This window comes from Clostridium sp. LIBA-8841, from assembly GCF_057782475.1.
Genome location: NZ_CM173488.1, coordinates 3,681,106 through 3,707,221 on the forward strand (window position 1 = coordinate 3,681,106; position 26,116 = coordinate 3,707,221).

Consider the following 26,116-nt stretch of genomic DNA (forward strand, 5'->3'; position numbering starts at 1 on the left):
TTAATAATATTAAAAAACTCTATAAAGTATATTAAGAGAATTCAGTATTTTCATTTAAGCTATTTTGCTATAGCTATAAACGTCTTTACTCCTAATCCTCTAAATACTTTATAGAGTTTTATTCTTTTATTTTATAGCCTAAATTTCTTCATCTTTCATTTTAGCTTCTAGCACGGCTACTCTTTCTCTCAATTTATTTATTTCTTCTAAAGTACCTTTATTAGCTTCATCAAACATAGCTTTAAAGTTATCTTTTGTGAAAGGCTTCATTTTTTCTAATTTACATGTTATTTCGTTAGTCGCTTCTGTAGTTTTTTCTTGGAAATTTCTTTTTAACTCTTCAGATAAAACTTTTCCATCTTCAACAGTCATCTTTCCTTTTGAAACCATATCTGCTATAAAACAATCTGCTTTTTCATAAGCAGTAGCAGCTGTTCCAACTCCAGCTAACATAACTTTTTTTAACTCATTAATCATGAAATCATCTCCTAAACCATAGTTTTCTCTATAAAAGTTTTATTTAATTCTACTCTTAATTTCTTCAAAATTAAAGCTTATTATTCTTAAAGTAATATTAATTCTAAATTATCTATTACTCATAAAATTTTCTATATCTTCTACAGATTTAATACAATCTTTTGTTAGAACTTCACAGCCATCTTTAGTTACCAGAACATCATCTTCTATTCTTATGCCTATACCTTCTTCTTCTATGTATAGACCTGGCTCTACAGTATAAACCATACCTTCTTCAAGTATTATATTTCTCTTACCAACATCATGTGTGTCAAGTCCTAAACTATGACCTATTGAATGGAAATAATATTTTCTATAATCTTTTTTATCTTCTATAAGACCTAATCTAACACAAGCCTCTGCTAAAAGATCATTTGCCTTATTGTTTATTTCAAAAAATCCTATTCCAGGTCTAATAGAATTTATTATTTCTTCGTTCACTTTTAAAACTTCTTCATAAACTTCTTTTTGTCTCTTTGTAAACTTACCATTAGCAGGGAATGTTCTAGAAATATCTCCATTATAATAATTTACTTGAGCACCTAAATCAAATAGAATTAAATCTCCATCTTTTATCTCACTATTATTATCTACATAGTGTAAAGTAGCCGCATTTACTCCAGCAGCTGCTATTGTTTTAAAAGCATAGTCCTTAACTCCATGTTGTTTTAAATAGAAATCAAAATATGCTTCTACCTCATATTCTTTCATTCCGGGTTTACATTCTTTCATTAAAAGTTCTACACCTTTTGCTGTTATATCTGCAGCTTTTTTTATTTCTTCTACTTCCTCTTTACATTTAATTTGTCTTAAAGCAGCTATATCACTATAAGCATCCTTTATTATTACTTGAGGATATTTTTCTCTAATATTCTTTGCAAATCTTTGACTTTTACTTATTTCTTCATCAAATGAAGCTCTTTCTAAATCTAAATAAAAAGTTTCTGCAATTCCATTAGTAAAAATCATATTTAAATCATTTTCAAAATCTTCTAAGAATTTTACATTTTCTATACCTGAGATTTCCTTAGCCTCATAGTCTCTTATAGTCTTTCCAGTCCATCTCTCTTGCTCTAAATTAGGCTTTAATATATAAAGAATCTCTTCAAATATTCCGTCTATTTTTTTAATCATTAATATATGCTTCTCTTCATCTACTCCTGTTAAGTAGTAAAAGTTTCTGTTAGGAGTAAATGGGAAATATTCATCTGCTGTTTTTCTTTTTGCTTCTCCTGCAAATAAAACTAATATTGAATTGTCATCTAGTTTTTTCAATAAATTCTCTCTATTTCTAGTAAAGACTAAGTTTTTCATTTTAATCCCTCCAATTCCTATTTATTAAATTTTATCATATATAAGATTTAAAATCTTACAATAAATTATACAGTTTCTTATTTTTTACTTAAACAAATAAAAAAATACTCACTAGATCAACTAGTGAGTACTTATTATTATCTTACTTCAAAGCTATTAAACTCTATCTTTTTTACCTTCGAAAGCATTGATGTACATTTGCTTAATTTCACTGATTAATGGGTATCTTGGGTTAGCACCTGTACATTGATCGTCGAATGCATCTTCGCTCATTTTTTCTAATGTAGCGTAGAATGCTTCTTTTGAAACTCCGCAATCAGCTATTGTTGCAGGGATTCCAACTTTCTTCTTAAGTTCATCTATAGCTTTGATTAAGTTATTAACTTTTTCTTCTTCGTTCTTTCCACCTAATCCTAAGTAGTCAGCTATTACTGCATATCTCCATTTAGCATTTGGATATTTGTATTGTGGGAATGCAGCTTGTTTTCTTGGGTTGTCAACAGCGTTGAATCTTATTACTTGGTCTATTAAGATTCCGTTAGCAACTCCGTGAGCTATATGGTGTTCTGATCCTAATTTGTGTGCCATTGAGTGACATACTCCTAAGAATGCGTTAGCGAATGCCATACCAGCCATTGTTGAAGCATGAGCCATTTTTTCTCTTGCTTTTATGTTTGTAGTTCCCTCATTGTATGCTTGAGGTAAGTATTTGAATATTAATCTTATAGCTTCTAAAGCTAATCCGTTAGTGTATTCTGATGCTAAAACTGAAACGTAAGCTTCTAAAGCATGAGTTAATGCGTCGATACCTGATGCAGCTGTTAAGCCTTTTGGCATGTTCATCATAAGCTCAGCATCTATTATAGCCATATCTGGAGTTAATTCGTAGTCAGCTAATGGATATTTTACTCCTGCTTCCTCGTCAGTTATAACTGCGAATGGAGTTACTTCTGAACCAGTACCAGCTGATGTTGGGATAGCTACCATAGTAGCTTTTTCACCCATAGTTGGGAATGGGTAAACTCTCTTTCTAATATCCATGAATCTCATTGCTAAATCTTCGAAAGCAACTTCTGGATGCTCATATAATACCCACATGATCTTAGCAGCATCCATTGGTGATCCTCCACCAAGAGATATGATTACATCTGGTTGGTAGCTCTTCATTGCTTCAGCACCTTTTCTAGCACAAGCTAAAGTTGGGTCTGGAGTAACTTCTGAGAATACTCTGAAATCTATACCTATTTCTTCTAAAACATTTGTTATTTTATCAACATATCCTAGGCTAGCTAGTACGTTGTCTGTTACGATAAATGCTTTCTTTTTCTTTAAATCTTTTAAGTCTTTAAGAGCAACTCCTAAAGCACCATATTTAAAGTAAACTTTTTCTGGAACTCTGAACCAAAGCATATTTTCTCTCCTTTCAGCTACACTCTTAATGTTTAATAAGTGTTTAGGACCAACGTTTTCTGAAACTGAGTTTCCACCCCATGATCCGCAACCTAAAGTTAATGATGGTGCTAGCTTAAAGTTATATATATCTCCGATGGCTCCTTGAGTTGATGGCATGTTGATTATTGTTCTACCAGTTTTCATAGTTGCACCGAATTTTTCAATTCTATCTTTTGATTTCATTTGATCAGTGTATAAAACTGAAGTATGACCAAATCCACCAAGTTCAACTAATCTTTCAGCTTTAACTAAAGCTTCTTCAAAGTTAGCAACTCTGTACATTCCTAATACTGGTGATAATTTTTCATGTGAGAATGCCTCTTCTAATTCAACTGATTCAACTTCACCTATTAAAACTTTAGTATCTTTTGGAACTTTAACACCAGCCATGTCAGCTATTTTCCATGCTGATTGACCAACTATATTAGCATTTAAGTTACCATTTATTAAAATTGTTTTTCTTACTTTATCTATTTCTTTATCTTTTAAGAAATAAGCTCCTCTATCAGCGAACTCTTTTCTTACTTCATCATAAACTTTATCAACAACTAATACTGTTTGCTCTGATGCACAGATAACTCCGTTATCGAAAGTTTTTGATAATAAGATTGAGTTTACAGCCATTTTTAAGTGAGCTGTTTCATCGATGATTGCTGGTGTATTACCTGCTCCAACTCCGATAGCTGGTTTTCCTGATGAGTAAGCTGCCTTAACCATTCCTGGACCACCAGTAGCTAATATGATGTCAGCTTCTGACATTAATATTTGTGACATCTCAACTGATGGTTCATCTATCCATCCGATTATGTCTTTTGGAGCTCCAGCTTTAACTGCTGCGTCTAAAACAACCTTAGCTGCTGCTATTGTTGAATTTTTAGATCTTGGATGTGGTGAGAAAAATACAGCGTTTCTAGTCTTTAATGATATTAAAGATTTGAATATTGCTGTTGATGTTGGGTTTGTAGTAGGAACGATTGCCGCTACAACCCCTATTGGCTCAGCCACTTTAGTGATACCAAATGATTCATCTTTTGATATAACTCCACAAGTTTTATCATCTTTATATTTGTTATATATGTATTCTGCTGCGAAATGGTTTTTTATAACCTTATCTTCAACGATTCCCATTCCTGATTCTTCAACTGCCATTTTAGCTAATCTTATTCTTTCATTGTTAGCTGCTACAGCTGCTTGTCTAAAGATTTCGTCTACTTGCTCTTGAGAGAATTTTGCGAACTCTTTTTGAGCTGCTCTTACTTTCTCTAATCTAAGCATTAATTCATCTACATTTGTTACTTTCATGATACCCACCTCATTATAGATTAGTTTCTGTTTTTCATAATATATGTAAAAATTAATTAAAAGCGTTTTAGTTAAGTTTTTAACTTTAATAATATTCCATTTAGTGATATTTTTTCATTCAATTTTGTATTTTTTTTCATTTGTAAGCTTTTCATACTTCCTTGTAAAGTTTTTTTCCAACCTTACGAGATTATAATATCACCTTTCAAATCTAAAATCCAGACTTTTTTTTACATTTCTTACATTTTATCGACAAAAATTCGTTATTTTTTTAACTATTTTGTGATTTTTTTATCAACTTTAAACATTTAAATTTTAGTTAAACGATTTCTGTAATATTTTGGATTATTTCTGTAGTATTTTCATATTTAAATTAAATTATCTTTTGTTTTTTTATATTCTAATATTATGTTGCTAAATTTTAATTATTTTATTCAACTAAAATCCAAAAAACATACTTACAATTAATACAGCCATTATTATAGCTGTTATATCAGCCATTAAAGCGGCCCAATAAGTATGTCTTATTTTTTTTATTCCAACAGCTCCAAAATAAACTGTTATAGTATAGAATATAGTTTCAGTTCCTCCCATTATTACAGAGGAAATTAATCCAGCTCTTGTATCTGGTCCCAATGTATTTATTAATTCGGTATATACTCCTAAAGCTCCACTTCCTGATAAGGGTTTAATTAACACTAAAGGAACAACTTCTTTAGGTAATCCGATTAACGAAACAATCGGCTCCATAAGATTATTTAATAAATTAAGTAAATTAGCATCCTTAAATATTCTTATAGCGATCATCATAGCTAATAAAGCCGGAAAAATCTTAAAACAAACCATTAATCCTTCTTTCGCACCTTCTAAAAACCACTCATAAACTTTTCTTCCTTTAAACATTCCATATACTATTATTAAAAGAAATATTATTGGAATTATGTTACTCGTAAACAAAACTATCCCTCCTAAAAATATCGTTGTAGTATTTTACAGCATATAATACCTACACAGCAGGCAGTAAAAGTACATATTATTGCTGGAATTATTATACTTGCAGGCTCACTTGATCCTGCCGCCGCTCTTATAGAAATAACCGTAGAAGGTACTAATTGAATACAGGCTGCATTTATAACTAAAAATAATGCCATATCATTTGATGCCTTGCCATCAGTTTCTTTATTAATCTTGTTTAATTCTGTCATTGCCTTTATACCAAGTGGAGTTGCTGCATTGGATAATCCAAACATATTGGCTGTTAAATTCATAACTATAGCACCCATAGCTTCATCACTATGAGAACTTTCCTTAAACAGTTTTCTTAGTATAGGATTTAGTAACTTTGCCACCTTAGATGTTAATCCACTTTTTTCTGCTATTTTCATAACACCACACCAAAAACACATGATACCAACTAATGAAATTATAAACTTTACAGCACCATCTGAAGATTCTGTTAAGCCTTTTGTAATCAACTCTCCCTGGCCTGTCATTATGCTAAAAATCAATCCTAAGGCTATAATTGCAAACCATATATAATTAATCATCTCTCCTCCTGAATCATAAGTAATTTCTGTATAATATATGCCTTGCATAGTTAGAATAGTAGTGTTACCATAAAACTACAAAGAACGAATTTACTTCAAAGGAGAATTTTTATATGAACGAAAAAAATTTAGAATTAGCTCAACAAGATATAGATGAAGTTTTAAAAACTGTTGAAGAGCTAGAAATCCAACTAGATTCAACTGATTTATCAAAGGATGATATAAAACAAAAATTCGTTACTCTAACAGAAAAAGTAAGAAAACTGGAAGATTTATTAAAAGATGAAGGTATTATATAAATAAAAAAGCTGAGTTTAGAAAATCTAAACTCAGCTTTTTTTAAATCGCTTCTTCGGCGTCTTCTATAACATCTTCTCTTTTGAATTCTTTAACTATAAACATTCCAGTTATTATTGTTGATAAGAAGTCTGATACTGGACCAGCTAACCAAACTCCTATTAATCCTAAACCTGCAATTTTAGGTAATATTAAAGTTAAAGGAATTAAAAGTATAACTTGTCTTAATAAACTTAAGAATGTAGCTAATTTAGCTTTACCTATAGATTGGAAGTAATTAGATCCAATTATAGATATTCCTATTATAGGCATCATGAATAAGTAAATTCTTAAACCTGGAACTCCTATTTCTAATAGTTTAGGATCCGCATTAAACATACTTATTGCAATCTCTGGGAATGTTTGAATGAAGATTCCTCCTAAAACAAGTATTATTGTAGCTGCAATAATTGCTAACTTCACTGTTTTTTGAGCTCTATCATACTTTTTAGCTCCATAATTATATCCAATTATAGGCTGTGAGCCTTGGTTAATACCGAATATAGGCATTAAGAATATCATTGATATTGAAGAAATTGCAGCCATAGCTCCTATAGCTAAATCTCCACCATAAGTCTTTAATGCATTGTTAGCTATTACTTGAACTACACTTGCAGCCATCTGCATTGAAAATGGTGCTACACCTATAGCTAAAATTATCTTAACTAATCTCCAGTCTAATTTAAGAGTTTCAAATTTTAATTTTAAATTTGATCCTCCTAATGTATAGTAGTAAAGCATTATTAATGTAGTAACTATTTGAGAAATTACAGTAGCCCAAGCAGCTCCTTTTATTCCTAAGTTAAATACAAATATAAATACTGCATCTAAAATTACATTTATAACACATCCAAGTACCATTACCGCCGCTGACATTTTAGGATTACCATCAGCTCTAATTGTACTATATAAAGAGAATGACATTAAATTAAATATAGTTCCTAAAAGAATTACATTTATATATTCTTTTGCATAAAAAATTGTAGCATCACTTGCTCCAAATAAATGTAAAATACTATTTGCAAAAGCAATTCCAACAATAGTTAAAACTAAAGATATTATTGTTATTAAAACTACAGAGTTTCCTAATATTTTCTCTGCATCTTTTCTATTATTTTGTCCAAATTTTATAGAGATGTTTGCAGTAGCACCTATCCCTATAAGCATTCCAAAACCAAGTAGTATAGACATAATTGGCATTGTTATTCCAACACCAGTAATAGCCATAGGACCAACACCAGGTATGTGTCCAATAAACATTCTATCAACAATATTATAAAGTGCATTTACAAGCATACCTATAATAGCCGGTACTGAATACTTAATCAAAAGCTTAATTTCTGATTCTTCCCCTAGTAATTTTTGATCTTTCATAAGCCTCTCCTCCTTTAATCCATATTTCTTAAATATATGTTAACCAATCTATTATACATTAATTTAAAATTTTTCGTCAGTAAAATTTTTTAAATAAAAAAAGCTATATATAAAACCTAACTATTTTAATCTACAAACTCTAAATATTTATAGATTTATAAGTCAGATTTTTATATAGCCTTTAAACTTTATATAGCTAATTCTTTGTATATTAAATTTCCTGATATTAAACTAAGAGCTGTAGCTATGTTTAATACTAATGAAAATATAATTATTGATGCTTGGCTTTGATTTAAAAACATTGCAAACATTGTTGTAGCAAGGTTAATTAAAATTACTAATAAAAATTGCTTTAAAAGAATATCTAAAAAATTATTTTTAACTAATGAAAAACTCTTTTTTATACTCTCTATAACATTTATATTTTCAAATATAGAACATTGCATAGCTATTATAAAAAATATTGATAATATTATTCCTGCTGGTGCAAATATACTTGATCCTAAAGAAATCGCAAAGTTTTGTATCATAAACACCCCTAAAGGAAATATAGGATTTTTAAATGATGATTTTATAGTCTCAATCCAAGATATCTTTTTCCCATTAATAAAATTATTAGCTAATTTTATTATAGCTATGGACGAAAATCCTAAGCTAAAAATACTTATTACAGAAAATATGGTATTTCCTCTTCCTATAAGAGCAGGAATTGCAAAAAGTACTGATATCATTGCTATATCTACTAAGTTTTTAATAAATATGTTAAATACAGATTTTAAAAATTGTCCAACTGATGATTTTTTATTCATATTTTGTTCCATAATAATCCTCCAAACAAAAATCTCATTAAATAATTAATATTAATCATATCAAAATTAATATTCTTTTTGTTTGTGTTCATTTTAATTTAACACTTTCTGTATATTTGATTTACATATTCCTTATACCCCTAAGTAGAATAGGTAAAAACCTACCAATATTATTATTACACCTAAAATATTTTTTAATATCTTTCCTGTTTTTTTCCCCTTTTCTGAATAAGCTATTTTTTCAACAAACCCAAAGGATGTTCCTGCAAGTATTATTAAAACGCTATGTCCTAATGAATACATAAGAAGCATTAATATTCCTAAGGCTAAGTTACCACTAGCTGCTATAAAAGCTATTATTGCCGCCATTATAGGTGTTGCACAAGGGGAAGCCAATACTCCACTTAATATTCCTAAGAAAAATGCATCTAAAATTCCCTCTCTTTTTTTAGGTATTTTACAAGAATCTTTTTTATCTCCAAATAAATTTATTACATCAAGAACTTGTAAGCCAGCTGCTATCATAATAAAAGCTAATACTATATACCAAAACTTTCCCGCTCCTAAAAAAGCTTTTCCTATTACAGCTGTAAATACTCCTATTAACGTGAAAGTTAATCCTAAGCCAATTGAAAATATTATGGAATATTTAAATGCCTTCTTATTATCTTTTACTCCACTACCTTGGACATAACCTATTAGAAGTGGAATAGAAGAAAGAGTACATGGGCTAAAGGAAGCCACAATACCTGCAAAAAATGATAGTATTAAGGCTAAAAAAATATTATCTGAAATCACACTATTAAAATATGATAAAAACTCCATAATTCTATTTAACCCCCAAAGAATTTAGAATAGTCTCTATACTACTAGCTCTCATAAGCCCTTGATGAGTGTAGAACTCTTTTCCATCTTTATCTAAAAACACTGTAGTTGGAACTACATTAGCTCCATATTTATAAGCTAAATCCATATTCTTATCTTCCTCTAATCTAGCATAATAAATATTGAAAGCTCCTTTTCTATCTTTTGCTACATTACTTAACTCCTTTTGCATTTCAACACAATAAGGACAAGTATCAGTTTTAAACATTATTATAGTTGGCACTCCGACTTTTGCATCTTCTAGGTTACTAATTACATTAATTTCTGAATCGCTTGTTTGTTTCTTTTTCTCAATATAGTTTTTTCCAAAATATATTCCTACTAACGAGAAAACGATTAGAAATAATATTATCACGTTTCTTTTATTTCTCATATAAATTTCTCCCCTACCAAATTAAATTTTTGTATAAAAAAAGGTAACATAACTTAATCTTATGTTACCTAATGATTATGCATTTTTTATGCATTAATTACTTACAACTATCTCTTTCTATTAAATCATGATCTAATACAAAGTGATCTTGGTCTAATGGTTTATTGTTTATTATTTTTATTAACATTCTCATAGCTATTGATCCCATATCATACATAGGTTGTGATACAGTAGTTAACTTTGGATAGAATACGTGTGCTAAATCTATATCATTAAATCCTATAACACTAACTTCTTCAGGAACTTTTATTCCTTTATCTCTTAAAGCGTTTATAGCACCCATAGCTATTTCATCAGAAGCACAAATTACTCCATCTATATTTTGATTGTTTTCAAGCATTGCTACAATAGCATCATATCCAGTCTTAACTTTTAAGTTTTTAAAGTAAGTTAATTCCTCTTTGAATTCTATTCCAGCATCCTCTATTGCAGCCTTATATCCTTTGAATCTTTTACCCCAAGCATTGTTTAAATCGCCTTCAACACCTATGAAAGCTATATTTTTCATGTCTTTATCAATTAAATGCTTAGTAGCTTCATATGTAGCTTTTTCATTGTCTATAGTTACACTTGGAAACTTACCATTTTGTTCATCGTTCTCAACTAAAACTGTTTTTAAATCTAATTCATTTATTAAATTTAAAGTTTCTTCTCCTAATGATGAACTCATGTAAAGAACACCATCAACCATTTTTTCCTTAAGAACTCTTAAGTATTCCTTTTCTTTTTCTAAATCTAAGTCTGAATTACATAACATAACATTATATTTATATATGTTAGCTACATCCTCAGCACCTCTAACTATTTCAGGATATATTTGATTTGATATATCTGGTACTAATATACCTACTGTTCTTGTTCTATGTGTTTTTAAACTTCTTGCAACTATATTAGGTCTATATCCTAATTTTTTTATAGCTTCTAAAACTTTTTTCTTAGTCTCTTCGTTTACAACGTCTATGTCATTTAATACTCTTGAAACTGTTGCTATTGATACTCCGGCTTCTCTAGCAACGTCTTTAATTGAAGCAGCCATCTAACTCAACTCCTATACTCTAACTTATTCCTATCTATTATCTTAGTACTTCAATATTATAATGATAACTTTACATTTATACAAGGAATTTGTGTATATTTGTGTAATTTGCTTAAATTCCTCTTAACTTTTTTAGTCGAAAAACGTTTTCTTATTAATAATTGTAATAAACTTCAAGTATTAATTCAATGTAAAAATTATTAGATACTATAATTTTTCTACAATAATTAAATTATGTTGTATAATCAAATATATTATTACTTATTGATATGTTAACCATACTTTTTAAAATTTATAATCACTAAAAGATAATTACTAGGAGGAAACTTTAATGTATAAAGACATAGATATAAAAGATTCTATAAAATTAATGAATGAGAATAAAGAATTATTAATTTTAGATGTGAGAACTGAAGAGGAATATAAGGAAGATGGGTTTATAAAAAATGCAAAGCTTATTCCTTTAGGTAGATTATTATTCTCTTTAGACGAACTTGATGGATATGAAGATTCACCAATACTAGTGTACTGTAGAAGAGGTTCTAGAAGTATGCAAGCTTGTGAAATATTAGAAGATAATGGATTTACCGAACTTTATAATATGATGGGTGGTTTTTCAAAATTAGTTAATGAAGGTCCTAAAGAACTTTACACTAAATAATTTAAATAAAAGGCTATGTTTTAAATTAATGTTGATTTTTAGCTAAAACATAGCCAAATAAAAAAGAGAGCAATTTAATTGCTCTCTTTTTTTATTTACTATGCTCTTTTTGCAACAGCCATCTTTAAGATTTCACCATTTATCTTAGCCTCTGAGTAATCAGCTTCTCCATTATAAATAACTTCTTCAGTTAAAGTTTCTTTCTTTATAACATCTTCAAACTTCTTGATTACATCTAAAAGCATATCATTGTCACCAACATAAAGAGTTATTTTATCAGCAACCTCAAATCCACTTTCTTTTCTCATGTTTTGGATTTTTGATATTATTTCTCTTACATGACCTTCTTCTCTTAGTTCATCAGTTATAGTTGTATCTAAAACAACCCCTACTGAACCTTCTCCAGCAAATGCGAATCCCTCTAATCCTTGCATTGTTACAAGTAAGCTTTCTGCATTTAATTCTATTTCATTTCCATCTATATTTATAACTTCTGTTCCGCCATTTTGGATTTTTTGAGCTAATTCCATTTGGTCTCTTGAAGCTATTTCTTTTCTTATAGCTGGTATTAACTTACCATAAGCTCTTCCTAAAACAGGTAGGTTAGGTTTGATTTCGAAGTTAACATACTTAGAAAGGTCAGCTCCTAACTCAACTTCCTTGATGTTTAACTCATCTTTAATTATGTCTCCATAATATTCAGGAAGCTCTGTAGTTGAAAGAAGCATCTTTGAAAGTGGCTGTCTATTCTTGATGTTAGCAGCATTTCTTGCACTTCTTCCAAGCTTAACTATCTTGTAAGCTAAATCCATTTTTTCTTCTAACTTCTTATCTATAGCCTTTTCATCAACTTCTGGCCATGCTCCTAAGTGAATACTTTCTAGAGCATTTTCATCTAAGTTAACTACTAAGTTTTGGTAGATTTCTTCTGTTATGAATGGTACAAATGGAGCAGCAACCTTACATAAAGTTACTAATACTCTGTATAAAGTAGTGTATGCACCAATCTTGTCATCAGTTAATTCTTCTGACCAGTATCTTGCTCTGTTTCTTCTTACATACCAGTTTGATAACTCATCTGTGAACTCTTCTATTTCTAAAGCAGCTTGAGTTATTCTGTAGTTATTTAAGTGATCATCTACATCTTTAACTAAAGTATTAAGTTTTGACATTATCCATTTATCCATCACGTTATCTGATACGAAATCTTTATACTCTAATGGATTGAATTTGTCTAACTCTGCATATAAAACATAGAATGAGTAAACATTCCATAATGTACTTAAGAATTTTCTTTGAGTTTCAGCAACGTCTTCTATTGAGAATCTAGTTGGTAACCATGGAGCACTAGCAGTGTAGAAATGCCATCTTGTAGCATCAGCACCTTGTGAATCAAGTACTTCAAATGGATCAACTACGTTACCCTTAGATTTTGACATTTTTAAGCCCTTCTTATCAAGAACGTGACCTAAAACTATACAGTTTTCAAATGGATTTCTATCAAATATAGCAGTTGATATTGCTAACATTGTGTAGAACCATCCTCTTGTTTGGTCAACAGCTTCTGATATGAATTGAGCTGGGTAGTTTTGATCAAATAACTCTTTGTTCTCAAATGGATAATGAAGTTGTGCAAATGGCATTGATCCTGAATCGAACCAACAGTCAATAACCTCAGCAGTTCTCTTCATCTCCTTATTACAATGAGGACAATTTAAGTGAACTTTATCAATGTATGGCTTATGAAGTTCTATATCTTCTGGAACATTTATTCCTTTAGTTTTTAGTTCTTCTATACTTCCTATACATTCTCTGTGTCCACACTCACATTCCCATATTGGAAGTGGAGTTCCCCAGTATCTATCTCTTGAGATACCCCAGTCTATAACATTCTCTAAGAACTTACCAAATCTTCCGTTCTTGATGTTATCTGGGTACCAGTTTATTTTTTCATTATTAGCTAAAAGTTTATCTCTTAAAGTTGTCATTGCAACAAACCAGCTATCTTTTGGATAGTAAAGAAGTGGAGTGTCACATCTCCAACAATGTGGATATGAGTGAGTATGCTTTTCAGCTTTAAATAATTTATTTTCTTCTTTTAAGTAATCAACGATTTGTTGGTCACATTTCTTAACGAATTTTCCAGCCCAAGGAGTTACTTCTTCTACAAAGTTACCACTTAAGTCAACTAAGTTTAAGAATGCTAATCCATTTTGCTTTCCTATTAAGTTATCATCTTCACCATACGCAGGAGCTATATGAACTATACCGGTACCATCTGATAAAGTTACGTAGTCACCGTGAACAACTACGAAAGCTTTTCCTTCAGTTGGAGTTACGAATGGTAATAATTGCTCATATTCCATTCCTAATAATTCTTCACCTTTGAATTCTCTAACTATTTCAAATCCTTCTCCTAAAACCTTAGGTGCTAAATCTTTAGCTAAGATGAATATTTCATCTCCTTCAACTTGCTTAGCTTCTACATAGTCATAAGCTTTATTTATACATAAAGCAACGTTTGAAGGTAAAGTCCAAGGAGTTGTTGTCCAAGCTAAGAAGTATTTGTTATCTTCTCCTTTAACTTTAAACTTAGCTATAGCAGTTAAGTCTTTAACATCCTTGTATCCTTGTGAAACCTCATGTGATGATAAACTTGTTCCACATCTTGGACAGTAAGGCATTGTTTTATAACCTTTATATAAAAGTTTTTTATCCCACATTTGCTTTAAAGCCCACCATACTGATTCTATGTATGGATTATGGTAAGTAACATATGGATTCTCCATATCTACCCAATAACCTATTTGCTCAGTCATTTTTTCCCACATGCTAACATATGTGAAAACACTATCTTTACATTCAGTTACGAATTTTTCAACACCGTAATCCTCTATTTGAGGTTTACCTGATATTCCTAACTTCTTCTCTATTTCAAGCTCAACTGGAAGCCCATGAGTATCCCAACCTGCTTTTCTTATAACTTTATAACCCTTCATAACTTTGTATCTTGGGATTATATCCTTCATAACTCTTGTTAATACGTGACCTACGTGTGGCTTACCATTAGCTGTTGGAGGACCATCATAGAATGTAAAGTATTCACCATCTTGGTTCATATCGAAGTTTTTTTGTATTACATTTTTTTCTTTCCAAAGGTTTGCAACTTCTTTTTCTACGCCTACAAAACCTTTAGGTAATTCAACTTTTTTGTACATATTGAAACTCCTTTCCTTCTCTTATTTAATATTTAAATTATTTACTTATAATTGCTTATCTAGACAAAACTTAGTGAAAAATAAAAAAACTCCATCCTAAAAGGACGAAGTTATATTCGCTATACCACCTAAAGTTCAAACCTATCTATATAATTCAATTATAAATATTAAAAGTTTACGTGTTTACGATAGGTAATTAAAAGCACTTACAATGCTCGCATCCTGTAACGTGGATATACGGGATAACTTAATCAGAATCTATTCCTTTCAGTCTCCAACTCCCAGGTGATTTTCCTTAGATATCCTTATAGTCTCGCACCAACCAACTACTCTCTGAATAAGGTTTTATATAAGTACTTGCCCTGTTCACAGTCTTTAAAAAAATTATATAATAGCACTTTTAAAAAGTCAACGAAACAAATCCATATATTTGAAAGCTTTGATTATTTATTTAATTTATTTCTTAATAAAAAATCTATTTTGGTACAACCTAATAATTATAAGTATCAACTTATATATTTAATAAATAAAATTAATTAATAATTTTTATTATTTAATGTTGACTTTTCTTATCAACTAACTTATAATTAAATCATCAAATACATTCCATTCCCTTTTGTTAATCGTGCTGTTTTACTTTGATGTATTAGGAGGAAAAATAGTATGACTGATAACAATAATTTAAATCAACAAGTAATTGATAAAATGACTAAAGTTTGTATCTGCAGAGCAATCTCAAGAGCAAAGATAAAAGAAGCTATCAAAAATGGTGCACACACAGTTGAAGCAGTAGCTGAGGTAACTGGTGCAACAAAAGGTTCTTGTAGAGGTTGTAGATGTAGAGACAAAATTGAAGAATTAATTGAAGACAACCAATAATTCTTTTAAGCAAAACTTATTTACTGTTTTAATTTTGTATCTCCCTAAAAAGAGTACCGAAAGGTACTCTTTTTTTTATTTTAACTTGCCCATAACTATTAACTTTTAAATAATATTTTAGCTTTATATAAGAATTAGCTTTAATTAAAAAAGCAAAAAAGTACGAGCAATAGGAGTATCATCACTACTGCTCGTACTTTTTTAAATTTCAAATTCGTTTAATGGTAAGTTTTTTGTCCAACCATTATAATGTCTAGGATATCCTTGATTTGTAAGTGCTCCTACAAAATAAAATTTCTTTACATCAAAGCAATTATTCTTAACCACTTTAAATCCTTTTAAAAGATAATGTAATCTATTTTCATATACTCTTCTAATATCTTTAGACGTTGGCTCTCCCCAAGCAAAGATTATATGAGTACTATTTATTAAACTTTCAAATATGATTAAATCATTTTTTAAGTACTCTCCATTCTCAATAAACCCATCATTTCCGCATAGGAATAGCTCGCCTTTGGTATTATAAACTTCTTCTAAAACATCTTTGCTGTATTCAATAACAGGAAATAGGAATACGAAATTTATTTCTTTTATTATTCCAAGTTCATCCTCATTGTTCATTAAATATTTTATAGCCTTATTTAATTCTTTTTTTAGATCCTCAATGTTATGTGATTTTGGAGCTCTAGTAATAACTAATATATTACTTTCACCCTCTTCATTAATAGGAAAAGTAACTTTAAACCCTCTTCCACTTTCATGATCTACTAAAACATTTATATTATTTGGATTTTTACAATACTTTTGCATAAGCGCTCCCCTTTTTACCAACTCTTGTTCCTCAAACTCAATATATTAGTATTAAGTATATTCTCACTTTAGTTTAGTATATAATCGAATCTTTAGAAATTCTACAAATTTATATAAATTTAATTTATTCACCTAAATAATGAACTATTTATTCTTCTTGTTTTCCTCTATTTGTGCAGCTAACTCATTAAGATATTCCCATCTCTCATACTTCTGAGCTAACTCCTCCTCAGTTTTTGCTTTATCTTCCATTAATTCTTGAAGTTTACCGTATTCTGATGCATGTTTTGCCATTAAAGAATCTAATTCCTCTATTTTTTCTTCAATAGCCATTATATCTTCATCTATAGTTTCAAATTCCCTTTGCTCTTTAAATGAGAATTTTAATACTTTATTTTTGTTTTTATTTTTATCCACAGATGACTCTTTTTTATTTTTATCCACAGCTACTTCTTTTTCTTTACTTTCAACAGCTTCTATCTCTTTACTTAGAAGATAATCCCCATAGTTACCAGTATAGATATCTATTTTTCCATCTCCTTCATAAGAGAATATCTTGTTACAAATTCTATCTAAGAAATATCTATCATGTGATACAGTAATAACAACTCCACCAAAATCATCTAGATAGTCTTCTAGTCTATTTAAAGTTTCAATATCTAAGTCATTTGTAGGCTCATCTAGTAAAAGAACATTTGGAGCTTCCATTAAAACTCTTAAAAGATGAAGTCTTCTTCTCTCCCCACCTGATAACATTCCTATCATTGTCCATTGAAGTGTACCATCAAATAAGAATTTTTCACACATTTGTGATGCTGTTATTCTTTCACCTGTAGCAGTCTGTAAATACTCTCCTGCTTCCTTTATGTAATCTATGGCTCTCATTTCTGGATGCATATGTGTATCCTCTTGTGAGAAACAAGCTATTTTTACAGTTTCACCTTTTATTATTTCACCATTATCTGGTGCTATCTTTCCTTCTATCATACCCATAAGTGTTGATTTTCCAGCTCCATTAGGTCCTACAATACCTATTCTATCACTTCTTAAGACTATGTAGTTAAAATCATCAACAATCTTTTTATCTCCAAAGCTTTTATTTAAATGTTCTATTTCTATTATTTTCTTACCTAATCTAGTTCCCATAACAGAGATTTCTATATTTTCATTTTCAATAAAACCTTCTTGATTTACTAATTCATCAAATCTTTGAAGTCTAGCTTTTTGTTTAGTAGTTCTAGCCTTTGCACCTCTTCTTACCCAAGCTAGTTCTTTTCTCATAAGGTTTTGTCTTTTTTCCTCACTTGCCTTTTCTATAGCTATTCTCTCCATCTTCTTTTCTAAGAAAACAGAATAGTTTCCATCATAGCTAAATAATCTACCTCTATCTAATTCTAATATTCTATTAGTTACTCTATCTAGGAAATATCTATCATGAGTAATCATTAAAAGAGCACCTTTTCTACCATTTAAGTAATCTTCTAACCAACTTATAGTCTCGTTATCTAAGTGGTTAGTAGGCTCATCTAATATTAATAGTTCACTAGGAGTTATTAATGCAGCTGCAAGCATTATTCTCTTCTTCTGTCCTCCAGAAAGATTTCCTACCTTTTCTTCAAAATTAGTTATTCCAAGCTTAGTTAAAACATTTTTTGCTTCACTTTCCATATCCCAAAGATTTAAAGCATCTATTTTTCCTTGAAGTTTTATTATCTTTTCTGAATCTATATCGCTATTTTCGCCTTTATTTATCTTTTCTAAAAGTTCTTCATAATCTCTTAGAATTCTCATTTCTTCTGAGTTACCTTTGAAAACTTGCTCTAAAACAGTAGCATTATCATCATAATCTGGTGTCTGAGAAAGGTATTCTATCCTTACTCTATTACCTTTTGTTATTGTCCCTTCATCAGGCTCTTCTACTCCTGCCACTATCTTTAAGAAAGAAGATTTTCCTGTTCCGTTAACTCCTATAAGCCCAATCTTCTCACCATCATTTATTCCTAATGATATATTATTAGCTAAAATTTTCTCTGAATAGCTCTTACTTATATTTTCAAGAGTTATTAAATTCATCAGTTATCCATCCTTTTCAAAACAAATCTTATTCTCATTATAATATAAAGTTAAAGTTCTTCCAAAAGTAAAATAAGGATTGTATCAAAAATAACTTAAAATAAAACTTATAAACATATTATGAGAATTACTGGATTTCATTAAGAATTCATAGCTATTCTCTTAATACTCTTTATAAATTTTATTTTAAGCTTTGATACAACCCTATACTAATTTAAATTATTCTATATTAATTTTCTAACTTGTTATATTTTAACTTGAAATTTTCCTTATCAAGTCTCCTAAATCCTCACAAAATTAATTCTACTACTCTTTCAAAATCTTTATAAAGCATATTTGCTTTCTAAATTCTATTAGACAAAGGTTTCATTCTCCTAGCTAACAATTGTATTGGCATTAAAGTTAATACTATGGTAGTCAGAAAACTTTCAACTCCTGCACTACTTACATTATAAATTATTGAATAAATCCATAAATTCATACCTGGAGGCGCATATTGGCCAAAGAAAACTACCCCTGAAACGACACTTATAAATGTACTTAAAGCGCCTGCCATAAATGATCCTAAGAATATTTTATACTTTTTATCTATTCCAAATGTTCCTGCTAATCCTAATGCCATATTAGCTAGTATGTAATCAAGAAAAAACTGTACTGGATGAACAATAAATGCTCCATTTAATGTTTTTAGAAGACCAAAGATTAATCCTCCTGTAACACCAACAGTTCTTCCATACACTAAGGAAAGAAGCATTATTGGTAGCATTGAAAAGAAAGTTATTCCTCCACCTTGTGGATATCTAACTAACGGAATAATATAAAGCACGTAGGAAATTGCTACATTTAATCCAATCATAACAATTTCTTTTGTTGTTATTTTATGCTTTCTTAAATCTAAAATATATAAAGCTAATAATACAAATTCTATTAAGGCTACTAAATAAACATCCATTACTCTTCACCTTCTTCATATGCCATATTCCAAAAGTCAAGTTCATATAAACTTGCCCTTTTAAATATCTCTATCAGTCTATTTTGTTTTTCCTCTGATAAATCTGAACAAGTTTTATCCACATATTCTAACCATCTATCAGTAAACTCAGCAAATCCATCTGAAGCATACTCTTCAATCCACGGTTTAAAAAAGTTTTTTTCTAGTTTATCAGCATATTTCTCAGCAATATATCTTCCTATATAGCTATAACTCCAAGTGCATGGTAATGTTGCTATAGCTATCTCATCTAAGTCACCTTTTAAAGCTATAGCTTGCATATAGCTTGTATAACTTATAGTAGTGCCTTTATATTCTCTTTTTTCAGCCTCTATTTCTGATATTCCAAAATCTTTTAAGTATTCTATATGGACTGCTGTTTCATCTTCCATTGTTCCTTTTGTAGAACTATAGAAAAATCTCATTTCTTCCATAGTTCTGGCCTTAACTACACCAATACAAAAAATCTTAGCATATTCTTTTAAATAAAGGTAATCTTGAACTAAATACTCTTTGAATTTATTCTTATCAAGAGTTCCTTCTCCAATTTCTTTTATAAATGGGTGTTCTAAATACTTGTCCCATATCGGCATAGCCTCTTTTAATAATTTTTCTGTAAATCTCATATTTGACATCTCCTTTAATCTTATGATTAAACTTAATAGCCCAAATAAGGATTACCTAAAAGTTTCATAAAAGCATATAAATCTTAAACTTTTTAAATAAAAACTCTACTTTAAACCATTATTAATTTTTAGGTAGAACTGTAAGTCATCTTAATGAGTAATACTTTACTAAATTATTTTAGTTTTGAAAGTCTAGCTAAAAATCAATATTTACTTAAAACATAGCTAAATAAAAAATAAAAGCTGCATCCATTGTAGGATGCAGCTTAATTTATAAAAAGTCATAATACTCTAAATATATAAAATACTATTATAAAACTTTCTACTGGCTTTCCTACGCTGGTATTACCCAGATCAGGTTTAAGGGTTAATAACAAAATGTTATCTCTCAGCCAAATGGCACCCCTAGCTATAAAGTCTATAATAATTATATATATTTTTTTTAATAAATTCTAGTTTTTTCTTTCTCAAGTAAAAATAAAGTCTAAAACCTCATATAAAAATTATTCCAATAATCTTTATTGCTCATCATCATCTTTCTGATTTCCTCATCATTACCATATTCATCATACCATCTTTCTAAAATTTCATAGGCAATACCATGGTATATTAAGCTTCCTATGACAAAAGGTTTAGCCGGCACATCACTTAAAGATATTACTGTTATACCAGTTCCTATAGTCCCATATATCATAGCTCTCTCTGGGGTTGCAAAGGTCTTTGCCTTCTTTTTAAAATCAGACTCTCTTATGTATTTTCTTAATCTTTTAGGTGTTGGAATAACGATAGCTTTTATCAATTTTATTCAATCCTTAAAATTACTCTTATTAAAAATATATATTCAGTATTTAATCTTTATTCTAAAAGTATTGTTTTTTAGCTGAATATATCTTTAAAAAATTTTTTAAAAATAAAACAGAAATAACCATGGTTAAACTTCATATTTATTTCCTACTCTTTAAATATATTTTTAACCTATTGAAAGACTTAATATGTGTTATAATCTTATAAGAATTATTTTGGAAGGAGCTATTTAAATGGCGAGTAAGTTTTATTTACACAAAGGGAAAAATAAAAAAGCTGAACAAGGTAGACCTTGGATTTACATTGATGAAATAAACGAATATGACGGAGATTACGAAAACGGAGATATAGTTGAAGTTTATAATCATAAAGGTTATTTCCTAGGAAAAGGTTACATAAATGATAGAAGTAAAATAACTATAAGATTAATGACTAAGAATATAGATGAAGAAATAGATGAAGACTTCTTCAAAAGAAGATTTAAAACTGCTTGGGAATACAGAAAGAGAGTTATAGACACATCTTCATGTAGATTTATCTTTGGAGAAGCTGATTTCCTTCCTGGTTTAACAGTTGATAAATTTGAAGATTATTACGTAATTCAAATATCAACTCTTGGAATGGATAAATATAGAGATTTAATAGTAAAAATCCTAGTTGATGAATACGGTGCTAAGGGTGTTTATGAAAGAAGTGATATAAAAACTAGGGAAATAGAAGGTTTAGAGCAAAGAAAAGGCTTCTTAACTGAGCCATTTGATACTGATATACAAATAGTTGAAAATGGTGTTAAATACATAGTTGATTTAGAAAATGGTCAAAAGACCGGTTTCTTCCTAGATCAAAAAGAAAATAGAGCTGCAATGCATAGAATATGTAAAGACATGGATGTTTTAGATTGCTTCACTCATACTGGTTCATTTGCTTTAAATGCTGGTATAGCCGGTGCTAAGTCAGTTTTAGGAATAGATGTATCTCAACACGCCGTTGATTGTGCTACAAGAAATGCTGAGCTTAATAATCTTCAAGATGTTGTTAAATTCGAAAAACACAATGCTTTTGATGTTTTAGGTGATTGGTCAAGAGAAGGAAAACAATTTGATGTTGTAATATTAGATCCACCAGCTTTTACAAAGTCAAGAAACACTGTTAAGCAAGCTATTAGAGGATATAAAGAAATAAACCTTAGAGGAATAAAGATGGTTAAAGAAGGTGGCTACTTCGCAACATGCTCTTGCTCTCATTATATGGATGAAGAACAATTAAAGAGAACTGTTGCTGAGGCTGCTCATGATGCTAGAAGAACTTTAAGACAAATAGAAGTTAGAACTCAAAGTTCAGATCATCCTATACTTTGGAACTCAGATGAGTCATACTACTTAAAATTCTTCATATTCCAAGTATTCTAAAAAAATTTTAAATTAAATGCATATTAAAAATAATACTGGTTAATATAATAGTGTAGCAAGAAAAGATTAAAAACTTAACCTTTTACTTATAAAAAAAGAGGTGCTTACAAAATGGCATACACTCAAAAATTTATATTTAAAATTTAAGTAATAATTAAATATTAAAATATATTATTACTATGAGGTGCTTTACAAAAATAGCATACACTCATTAAATAGTTATAAATATCTTTAGTATTTAACTATCTGTTTTAAGCTATGCACTAATTAGGAGTGCATTTTCTATCCTAATAATGTACATATAATATTAGATGTATTAAAAGGGAAAGGTATCTGAAATTCAGATACCTTTCTTCTTTTGTCTCTATATAATTATTTAAAAGGCTATGTTTTAACTAAATATAAAAATTTACCTAAAACATAACCTTATTAAAGCATTTATTTTCTATGAAACTGTTTTTGCAGAAACTATACTAACACCAGTTCCTAAAACATCCTCTATGATAACATCTCCAACTTTAATAGGAAGATTAATAGAAGCCTTATTAATCTCTTTCATAACATCAAATATCATTCCCTTTGGAATAGGTTCCTCTGTTTTAACTGGTATAACCATATTGTCACAGCCATCTATTTTAACAGTTGAGGTTACTATTCTTGTTGGATTTTTAACCTCATTTAATCCATAAATTTCTCCTCTTTTGCATGTATTTCCTGTAACTTTTTCTAAATCTGTATCTACTGTTAAATGACATCCTCTAGGACATACTATACAAATTAATTCTCTTACCATGATTATTCACCATCCTCTAATGAAATTGTTATTGATCCCTTAGCATCTTTAAGTTTATCTTTAAGTATTGTAATTCTCTCCATTTCTGCAGGTACAACATGAGGTTTTTTAAAGCTTTGAAGAACATTTCCTTCTTCATCTCTAACTATAATCTGTTTATTCTTAAATACATTTCTAACTCTCATAAACACATTCAAGTTTCCATCTAAAGATTCAATTTCAAATTTTTGAGGAACTGTATAACTTATATTTTCTCCATTTTTTATTTCAACAAAGTTATTTAATCTCTTTTTACCTTTAATATATTTTGCAGCATTCTTACCTGCATTTTTTGCTTCCTCAGTAACAAAATCAACTAGGTCATGAACATGAACTACATTACCACAAGCAAATATTCCCTCTCTATTTGTTTCCATACTTTCTGAAACCACAAGTCCATTAGTTCTAAAATCTAATTGAACTCCTGCATTTTTTGAAAGCTCATTTTCTGGAATTAACCCAACAGATAATAATAATGTATCAACATCAAACTCTATTTCTGTTCCTTTTATAGGTTCTCTATTTTCATTAACCTTAGCTATAATTACTTTTTCTAATCTTCCATTTCCTTTAACATCAACAACTGTATGAGATAGATATAATGGAATATCATAGTCCTCTAAACATTGAACAATATTTCTAGTTAAACCATTTGAATAAGGCATAAGTTCAACAACAGCCTTAACTTCAGCGCCTTCAAGAGTCATTCTTCTAGCCATTATAAGACCAATGTCTCCTGACCCTAAAATAACAACCTTCTTACCAACCATATATCCTTCCATGTTTATGAATCTTTGAGCCGCTCCTGCAGTAAATATTCCTGATGGTCTGTCTCCTGGGATACTTATTGCGCCTCTTGTTCTTTCACGACATCCCATAGCAAGTACTATAGCTTCCGCTTCTATTGTTAAATATCCTTTTTCAGTATTTATAGCATGTATTACTTTATCTTCAATTTCTAAAACCATTGTATCTAACATAACCTCTATGTTAGTTCCTTCTACCATATCAATAAATCTTCCAGCATATTCAGGTCCTGTAAGTTCTTCTTTAAAGGTATGAAGACCAAATCCGTTATGAATACATTGATTTAAGATTCCACCTAGTTCTTTATCTCTTTCTATAATTAATATTTTTTCTATTCCATTTTCATAAGCTTCATAAGCTGCTGCTAATCCTGCTGGACCTCCACCTACAACTACTAAATCATATTTCATAACCTTAATCCTCCTACTTTGTTTTTCCACTTATTATGTATGAACCATTTTTATCTAAAGTTACTTCATTTATCTTCATACCAGTTTCACGAGATATTATTTCTTGAACTCTAGGTCCACAGAAACCACCTTGACATCTACCACAACCTGGACGACATCTTCTCTTAACTCCATCAATAGTCCTTGCTCCTAAAGTTCTATTTATACTATCAACAATTTCTCCTTCTGTTATGTTTTCACATCTACAAATTATTCTTCCGTATCTACTATCTTCTTTAATTAAATTTGCTTTTTCTTCTGGAGAAAGTTCTATAAAATGTACTTGCTCTCTCTTCTCATTAAAGTTATCCTTCTTTTCTAAAGCTAGTCCACATTCTCCTAGCATTCTAACAACATCAACTGCAATAGCTGGTGCAGAACTTAATCCTGGTGATTTTATTCCTGCTACATCAAAGAATCCCTTTACGTCTTTAGCTTCTCCAATTATAAAATCAGGCTTATCAGCTATAGCACGAAGTCCTGCAAAGTTTCTTATATTTTCTCTAAAATTAATTGATCTAGTTGTTTTTAAAGAAACCTCCCTAACTTTAGCCAATCCTTCATACTCTGTGGAAACTGAATCTTTGTCATCAGTATCAATGGCATCTGGTCCTACTAATAAGTTTCCATGAACTGTAGGAGTAACTAAAACTCCTTTTCCAAGCTTAGTTGGACATTGGAAAATTGTCTTTTCAAATAGACTTCCTTGACTCTTATCTAAAACATAATATTCTCCTTTTCTAGGAGTTATTTTAAAGGCTTCTTCACAAACCATATTATGAATCTTATCAGCATAAATACCTGCTGCATTTACTATAAATCTAGCTTCTACTACATCTCCATTTTCAAGCTTTATTTTAAAATTTTCATCTTTTTCAATACTAACAACTTTAGAATTTAATCTTAATTCTCCTCCATTATCAATAGCATTTTCTGAAAGAGCTATTGTAAATTCATATGCTCCAACAATTCCTCCTGTTTGACAGAATAAAGCACTTTTTACCTCTTTATTTAAGTTTGGCTCCATTTCTAAAACTTCTTTTGAAGTTAAAAGTCTTATACCTTCTACTCCATTTTTAATTCCTCTATTATATAAAACCTCTAATTCTTTTTGGTCATCATCATCAAATCCTATAATTAGTGAACCATTTCTTTTAAAAGGAACGGATAAGTCCTCGCAAAGCTTATCAAACATCTTATTTCCTTCAACATTGTATTTTGCCATTAATGTTCCTGGCTCTGGATCATATCCTGAGTGAACAATTGCTGAATTTGCTTTAGATGCTCCCATAGCAACGTCATTTTCTTTTTCTAATTCTACAACTTTTAAATTATACTTTGTTAGTTCTCTAAATATTGCTCCACCTATTACTCCGGATCCTATAATTGCTACATCATAAATCATTAAATATCGCTCCCTCTTATAAAAATAAAAAAGAGCTGAACTCAAAAAAGACATACGAATATCCTTTTTGTGTTTAGCTCTATTCTCTCTTCTACACAAAATTAAAAATTTTCTATTAACTTCTCTTTAATTATATCACACTTTTGTA

General features: G+C 29.7%; 23 protein-coding genes, 1 riboswitch and 1 other annotated feature. Of the genes, 4 read left to right on the top strand and 19 right to left on the bottom strand.

What is annotated here, in order from left to right:
- Positions 1-138 precede the first annotated feature (138 nt).
- The 5 genes from AC2A4K_RS16455 to AC2A4K_RS16475 all read right to left on the bottom strand — a co-directional run bounded on the left by AC2A4K_RS16455 (position 139) and on the right by AC2A4K_RS16475 (position 6,131).
- Positions 139-477 (bottom strand): phasin family protein, encoded by a 339-nt coding sequence (locus AC2A4K_RS16455; RefSeq protein ID WP_322504777.1) that lies wholly within the window; start codon positions 475-477, stop codon positions 139-141.
- Positions 478-585: 108 nt separating this feature from the next.
- Complete coding sequence (locus AC2A4K_RS16460; protein WP_322504778.1) at positions 586-1,830, bottom strand: aminopeptidase P family protein; 1,245 nt, start codon at positions 1,828-1,830, stop codon at positions 586-588.
- 156 nt (positions 1,831-1,986) lie between these two features.
- Positions 1,987-4,584, bottom strand: a complete 2,598-nt coding sequence (gene adhE / locus AC2A4K_RS16465) for a bifunctional acetaldehyde-CoA/alcohol dehydrogenase (protein WP_322504779.1) — start codon at positions 4,582-4,584, stop codon at positions 1,987-1,989.
- A 438-nt stretch (positions 4,585-5,022) separates the two neighbouring features.
- On the bottom strand, positions 5,023-5,541 hold the full coding sequence (locus tag AC2A4K_RS16470) for a spore maturation protein (RefSeq protein ID WP_322504780.1): 519 nt from the start codon (positions 5,539-5,541) through the stop codon (positions 5,023-5,025).
- An 11-nt stretch (positions 5,542-5,552) separates the two neighbouring features.
- Positions 5,553-6,131 (bottom strand): nucleoside recognition domain-containing protein, encoded by a 579-nt coding sequence (locus AC2A4K_RS16475; RefSeq protein WP_322504781.1) that lies wholly within the window; start codon positions 6,129-6,131, stop codon positions 5,553-5,555.
- 113 nt (positions 6,132-6,244) lie between these two features.
- Here AC2A4K_RS16475 and AC2A4K_RS16480 point away from each other — a divergent pair, with 113 nt between their 5' ends.
- A complete protein-coding gene (locus AC2A4K_RS16480) occupies positions 6,245-6,430 on the top strand; it encodes a hypothetical protein (protein ID WP_322504782.1) in 186 nt (61 codons plus the stop codon).
- A 40-nt stretch (positions 6,431-6,470) separates the two neighbouring features.
- Here AC2A4K_RS16480 and AC2A4K_RS16485 read toward each other — a convergent pair whose 3' ends face one another.
- From AC2A4K_RS16485 to AC2A4K_RS16505, 5 genes are all read right to left on the bottom strand, one after another.
- Complete coding sequence (locus AC2A4K_RS16485; protein WP_322504783.1) at positions 6,471-7,841, bottom strand: MATE family efflux transporter; 1,371 nt, start codon at positions 7,839-7,841, stop codon at positions 6,471-6,473.
- 188 nt (positions 7,842-8,029) lie between these two features.
- Positions 8,030-8,662 carry a hypothetical protein gene (locus AC2A4K_RS16490; protein ID WP_322504784.1) on the bottom strand — a complete coding sequence of 211 codons (633 nt, stop codon included), beginning with the start codon at positions 8,660-8,662 and terminating at the stop codon, positions 8,030-8,032.
- A 120-nt stretch (positions 8,663-8,782) separates the two neighbouring features.
- Positions 8,783-9,475 carry a cytochrome c biogenesis CcdA family protein gene (locus AC2A4K_RS16495; RefSeq protein ID WP_322504785.1) on the bottom strand — a complete coding sequence of 231 codons (693 nt, stop codon included), beginning with the start codon at positions 9,473-9,475 and terminating at the stop codon, positions 8,783-8,785.
- 4 nt (positions 9,476-9,479) lie between these two features.
- The gene (locus AC2A4K_RS16500; protein WP_322504786.1) at positions 9,480-9,908 is read right to left on the bottom strand and encodes a TlpA family protein disulfide reductase; all 429 of its coding nucleotides are present in this window, start codon (positions 9,906-9,908) and stop codon (positions 9,480-9,482) included.
- A 97-nt stretch (positions 9,909-10,005) separates the two neighbouring features.
- Positions 10,006-11,004, bottom strand: a complete 999-nt coding sequence (locus tag AC2A4K_RS16505; protein WP_322504787.1) for a LacI family DNA-binding transcriptional regulator — start codon at positions 11,002-11,004, stop codon at positions 10,006-10,008.
- Positions 11,005-11,335: 331 nt separating this feature from the next.
- On the opposite strand from AC2A4K_RS16505, the gene AC2A4K_RS16510 reads away from it, so the two are divergent.
- Positions 11,336-11,665: a rhodanese-like domain-containing protein gene (locus AC2A4K_RS16510; protein WP_322504788.1), complete on the top strand. Its 330-nt coding sequence runs from the start codon at positions 11,336-11,338 to the stop codon at positions 11,663-11,665.
- Between the two features lie 98 nt (positions 11,666-11,763).
- On the opposite strand, the gene ileS is transcribed toward AC2A4K_RS16510, so the two are convergent.
- Positions 11,764-14,883 (bottom strand): isoleucine--tRNA ligase, encoded by a 3,120-nt coding sequence (gene ileS / locus AC2A4K_RS16515; protein ID WP_322504789.1) that lies wholly within the window; start codon positions 14,881-14,883, stop codon positions 11,764-11,766.
- A 97-nt stretch (positions 14,884-14,980) separates the two neighbouring features.
- Positions 14,981-15,262: a binding site (T-box leader), on the bottom strand.
- Positions 15,263-15,546: 284 nt separating this feature from the next.
- Here ileS and AC2A4K_RS16520 point away from each other — a divergent pair.
- Positions 15,547-15,762: a (2Fe-2S)-binding protein gene (locus AC2A4K_RS16520; protein WP_322504790.1), complete on the top strand. Its 216-nt coding sequence runs from the start codon at positions 15,547-15,549 to the stop codon at positions 15,760-15,762.
- A 201-nt stretch (positions 15,763-15,963) separates the two neighbouring features.
- Here AC2A4K_RS16520 and AC2A4K_RS16525 read toward each other — a convergent pair whose 3' ends face one another.
- The 5 genes from AC2A4K_RS16525 to AC2A4K_RS16545 all read right to left on the bottom strand — a co-directional run bounded on the left by AC2A4K_RS16525 (position 15,964) and on the right by AC2A4K_RS16545 (position 21,061).
- Positions 15,964-16,572 (bottom strand): DUF1643 domain-containing protein, encoded by a 609-nt coding sequence (locus tag AC2A4K_RS16525; protein ID WP_322504791.1) that lies wholly within the window; start codon positions 16,570-16,572, stop codon positions 15,964-15,966.
- Positions 16,573-16,716: 144 nt separating this feature from the next.
- Entirely contained in the window at positions 16,717-18,645 is a 1,929-nt protein-coding gene (locus AC2A4K_RS16530; protein ID WP_322504792.1) for an ABC-F family ATP-binding cassette domain-containing protein, read from the bottom strand.
- A gap of 343 nt (positions 18,646-18,988) precedes the next feature.
- Positions 18,989-19,597, bottom strand: a complete 609-nt coding sequence (gene thiT / locus AC2A4K_RS16535; protein ID WP_322504793.1) for an energy-coupled thiamine transporter ThiT — start codon at positions 19,595-19,597, stop codon at positions 18,989-18,991.
- A complete protein-coding gene (gene tenA / locus AC2A4K_RS16540) occupies positions 19,597-20,262 on the bottom strand; it encodes a thiaminase II (RefSeq protein WP_322504794.1) in 666 nt (221 codons plus the stop codon). The genes thiT and tenA overlap by 1 nt, the downstream gene beginning before the upstream one ends.
- Positions 20,263-20,576: 314 nt before the next feature.
- Positions 20,577-20,679, bottom strand: a riboswitch (TPP riboswitch).
- Positions 20,680-20,746: 67 nt separating this feature from the next.
- Positions 20,747-21,061, bottom strand: a complete 315-nt coding sequence (locus tag AC2A4K_RS16545; RefSeq protein ID WP_322504795.1) for a hypothetical protein — start codon at positions 21,059-21,061, stop codon at positions 20,747-20,749.
- Between the two features lie 238 nt (positions 21,062-21,299).
- Here AC2A4K_RS16545 and AC2A4K_RS16550 point away from each other — a divergent pair, with 238 nt between their 5' ends.
- On the top strand, positions 21,300-22,475 hold the full coding sequence (locus AC2A4K_RS16550; RefSeq protein ID WP_322504796.1) for a class I SAM-dependent rRNA methyltransferase: 1,176 nt from the start codon (positions 21,300-21,302) through the stop codon (positions 22,473-22,475).
- 445 nt (positions 22,476-22,920) lie between these two features.
- Here AC2A4K_RS16550 and AC2A4K_RS16555 read toward each other — a convergent pair whose 3' ends face one another.
- Genes AC2A4K_RS16555 through AC2A4K_RS16565 form a run of 3 tightly spaced genes read right to left on the bottom strand, consistent with a single transcriptional unit; the run spans position 22,921 to position 25,968 of the window.
- Complete coding sequence (locus AC2A4K_RS16555; protein ID WP_322504797.1) at positions 22,921-23,268, bottom strand: DUF1667 domain-containing protein; 348 nt, start codon at positions 23,266-23,268, stop codon at positions 22,921-22,923.
- A gap of 2 nt (positions 23,269-23,270) precedes the next feature.
- Complete coding sequence (locus AC2A4K_RS16560) at positions 23,271-24,524, bottom strand: FAD-dependent oxidoreductase (protein ID WP_322504798.1); 1,254 nt, start codon at positions 24,522-24,524, stop codon at positions 23,271-23,273.
- Positions 24,525-24,537: 13 nt separating this feature from the next.
- Complete coding sequence (locus AC2A4K_RS16565; protein WP_322504799.1) at positions 24,538-25,968, bottom strand: NAD(P)/FAD-dependent oxidoreductase; 1,431 nt, start codon at positions 25,966-25,968, stop codon at positions 24,538-24,540.
- Positions 25,969-26,116: the final 148 nt, after the last annotated feature.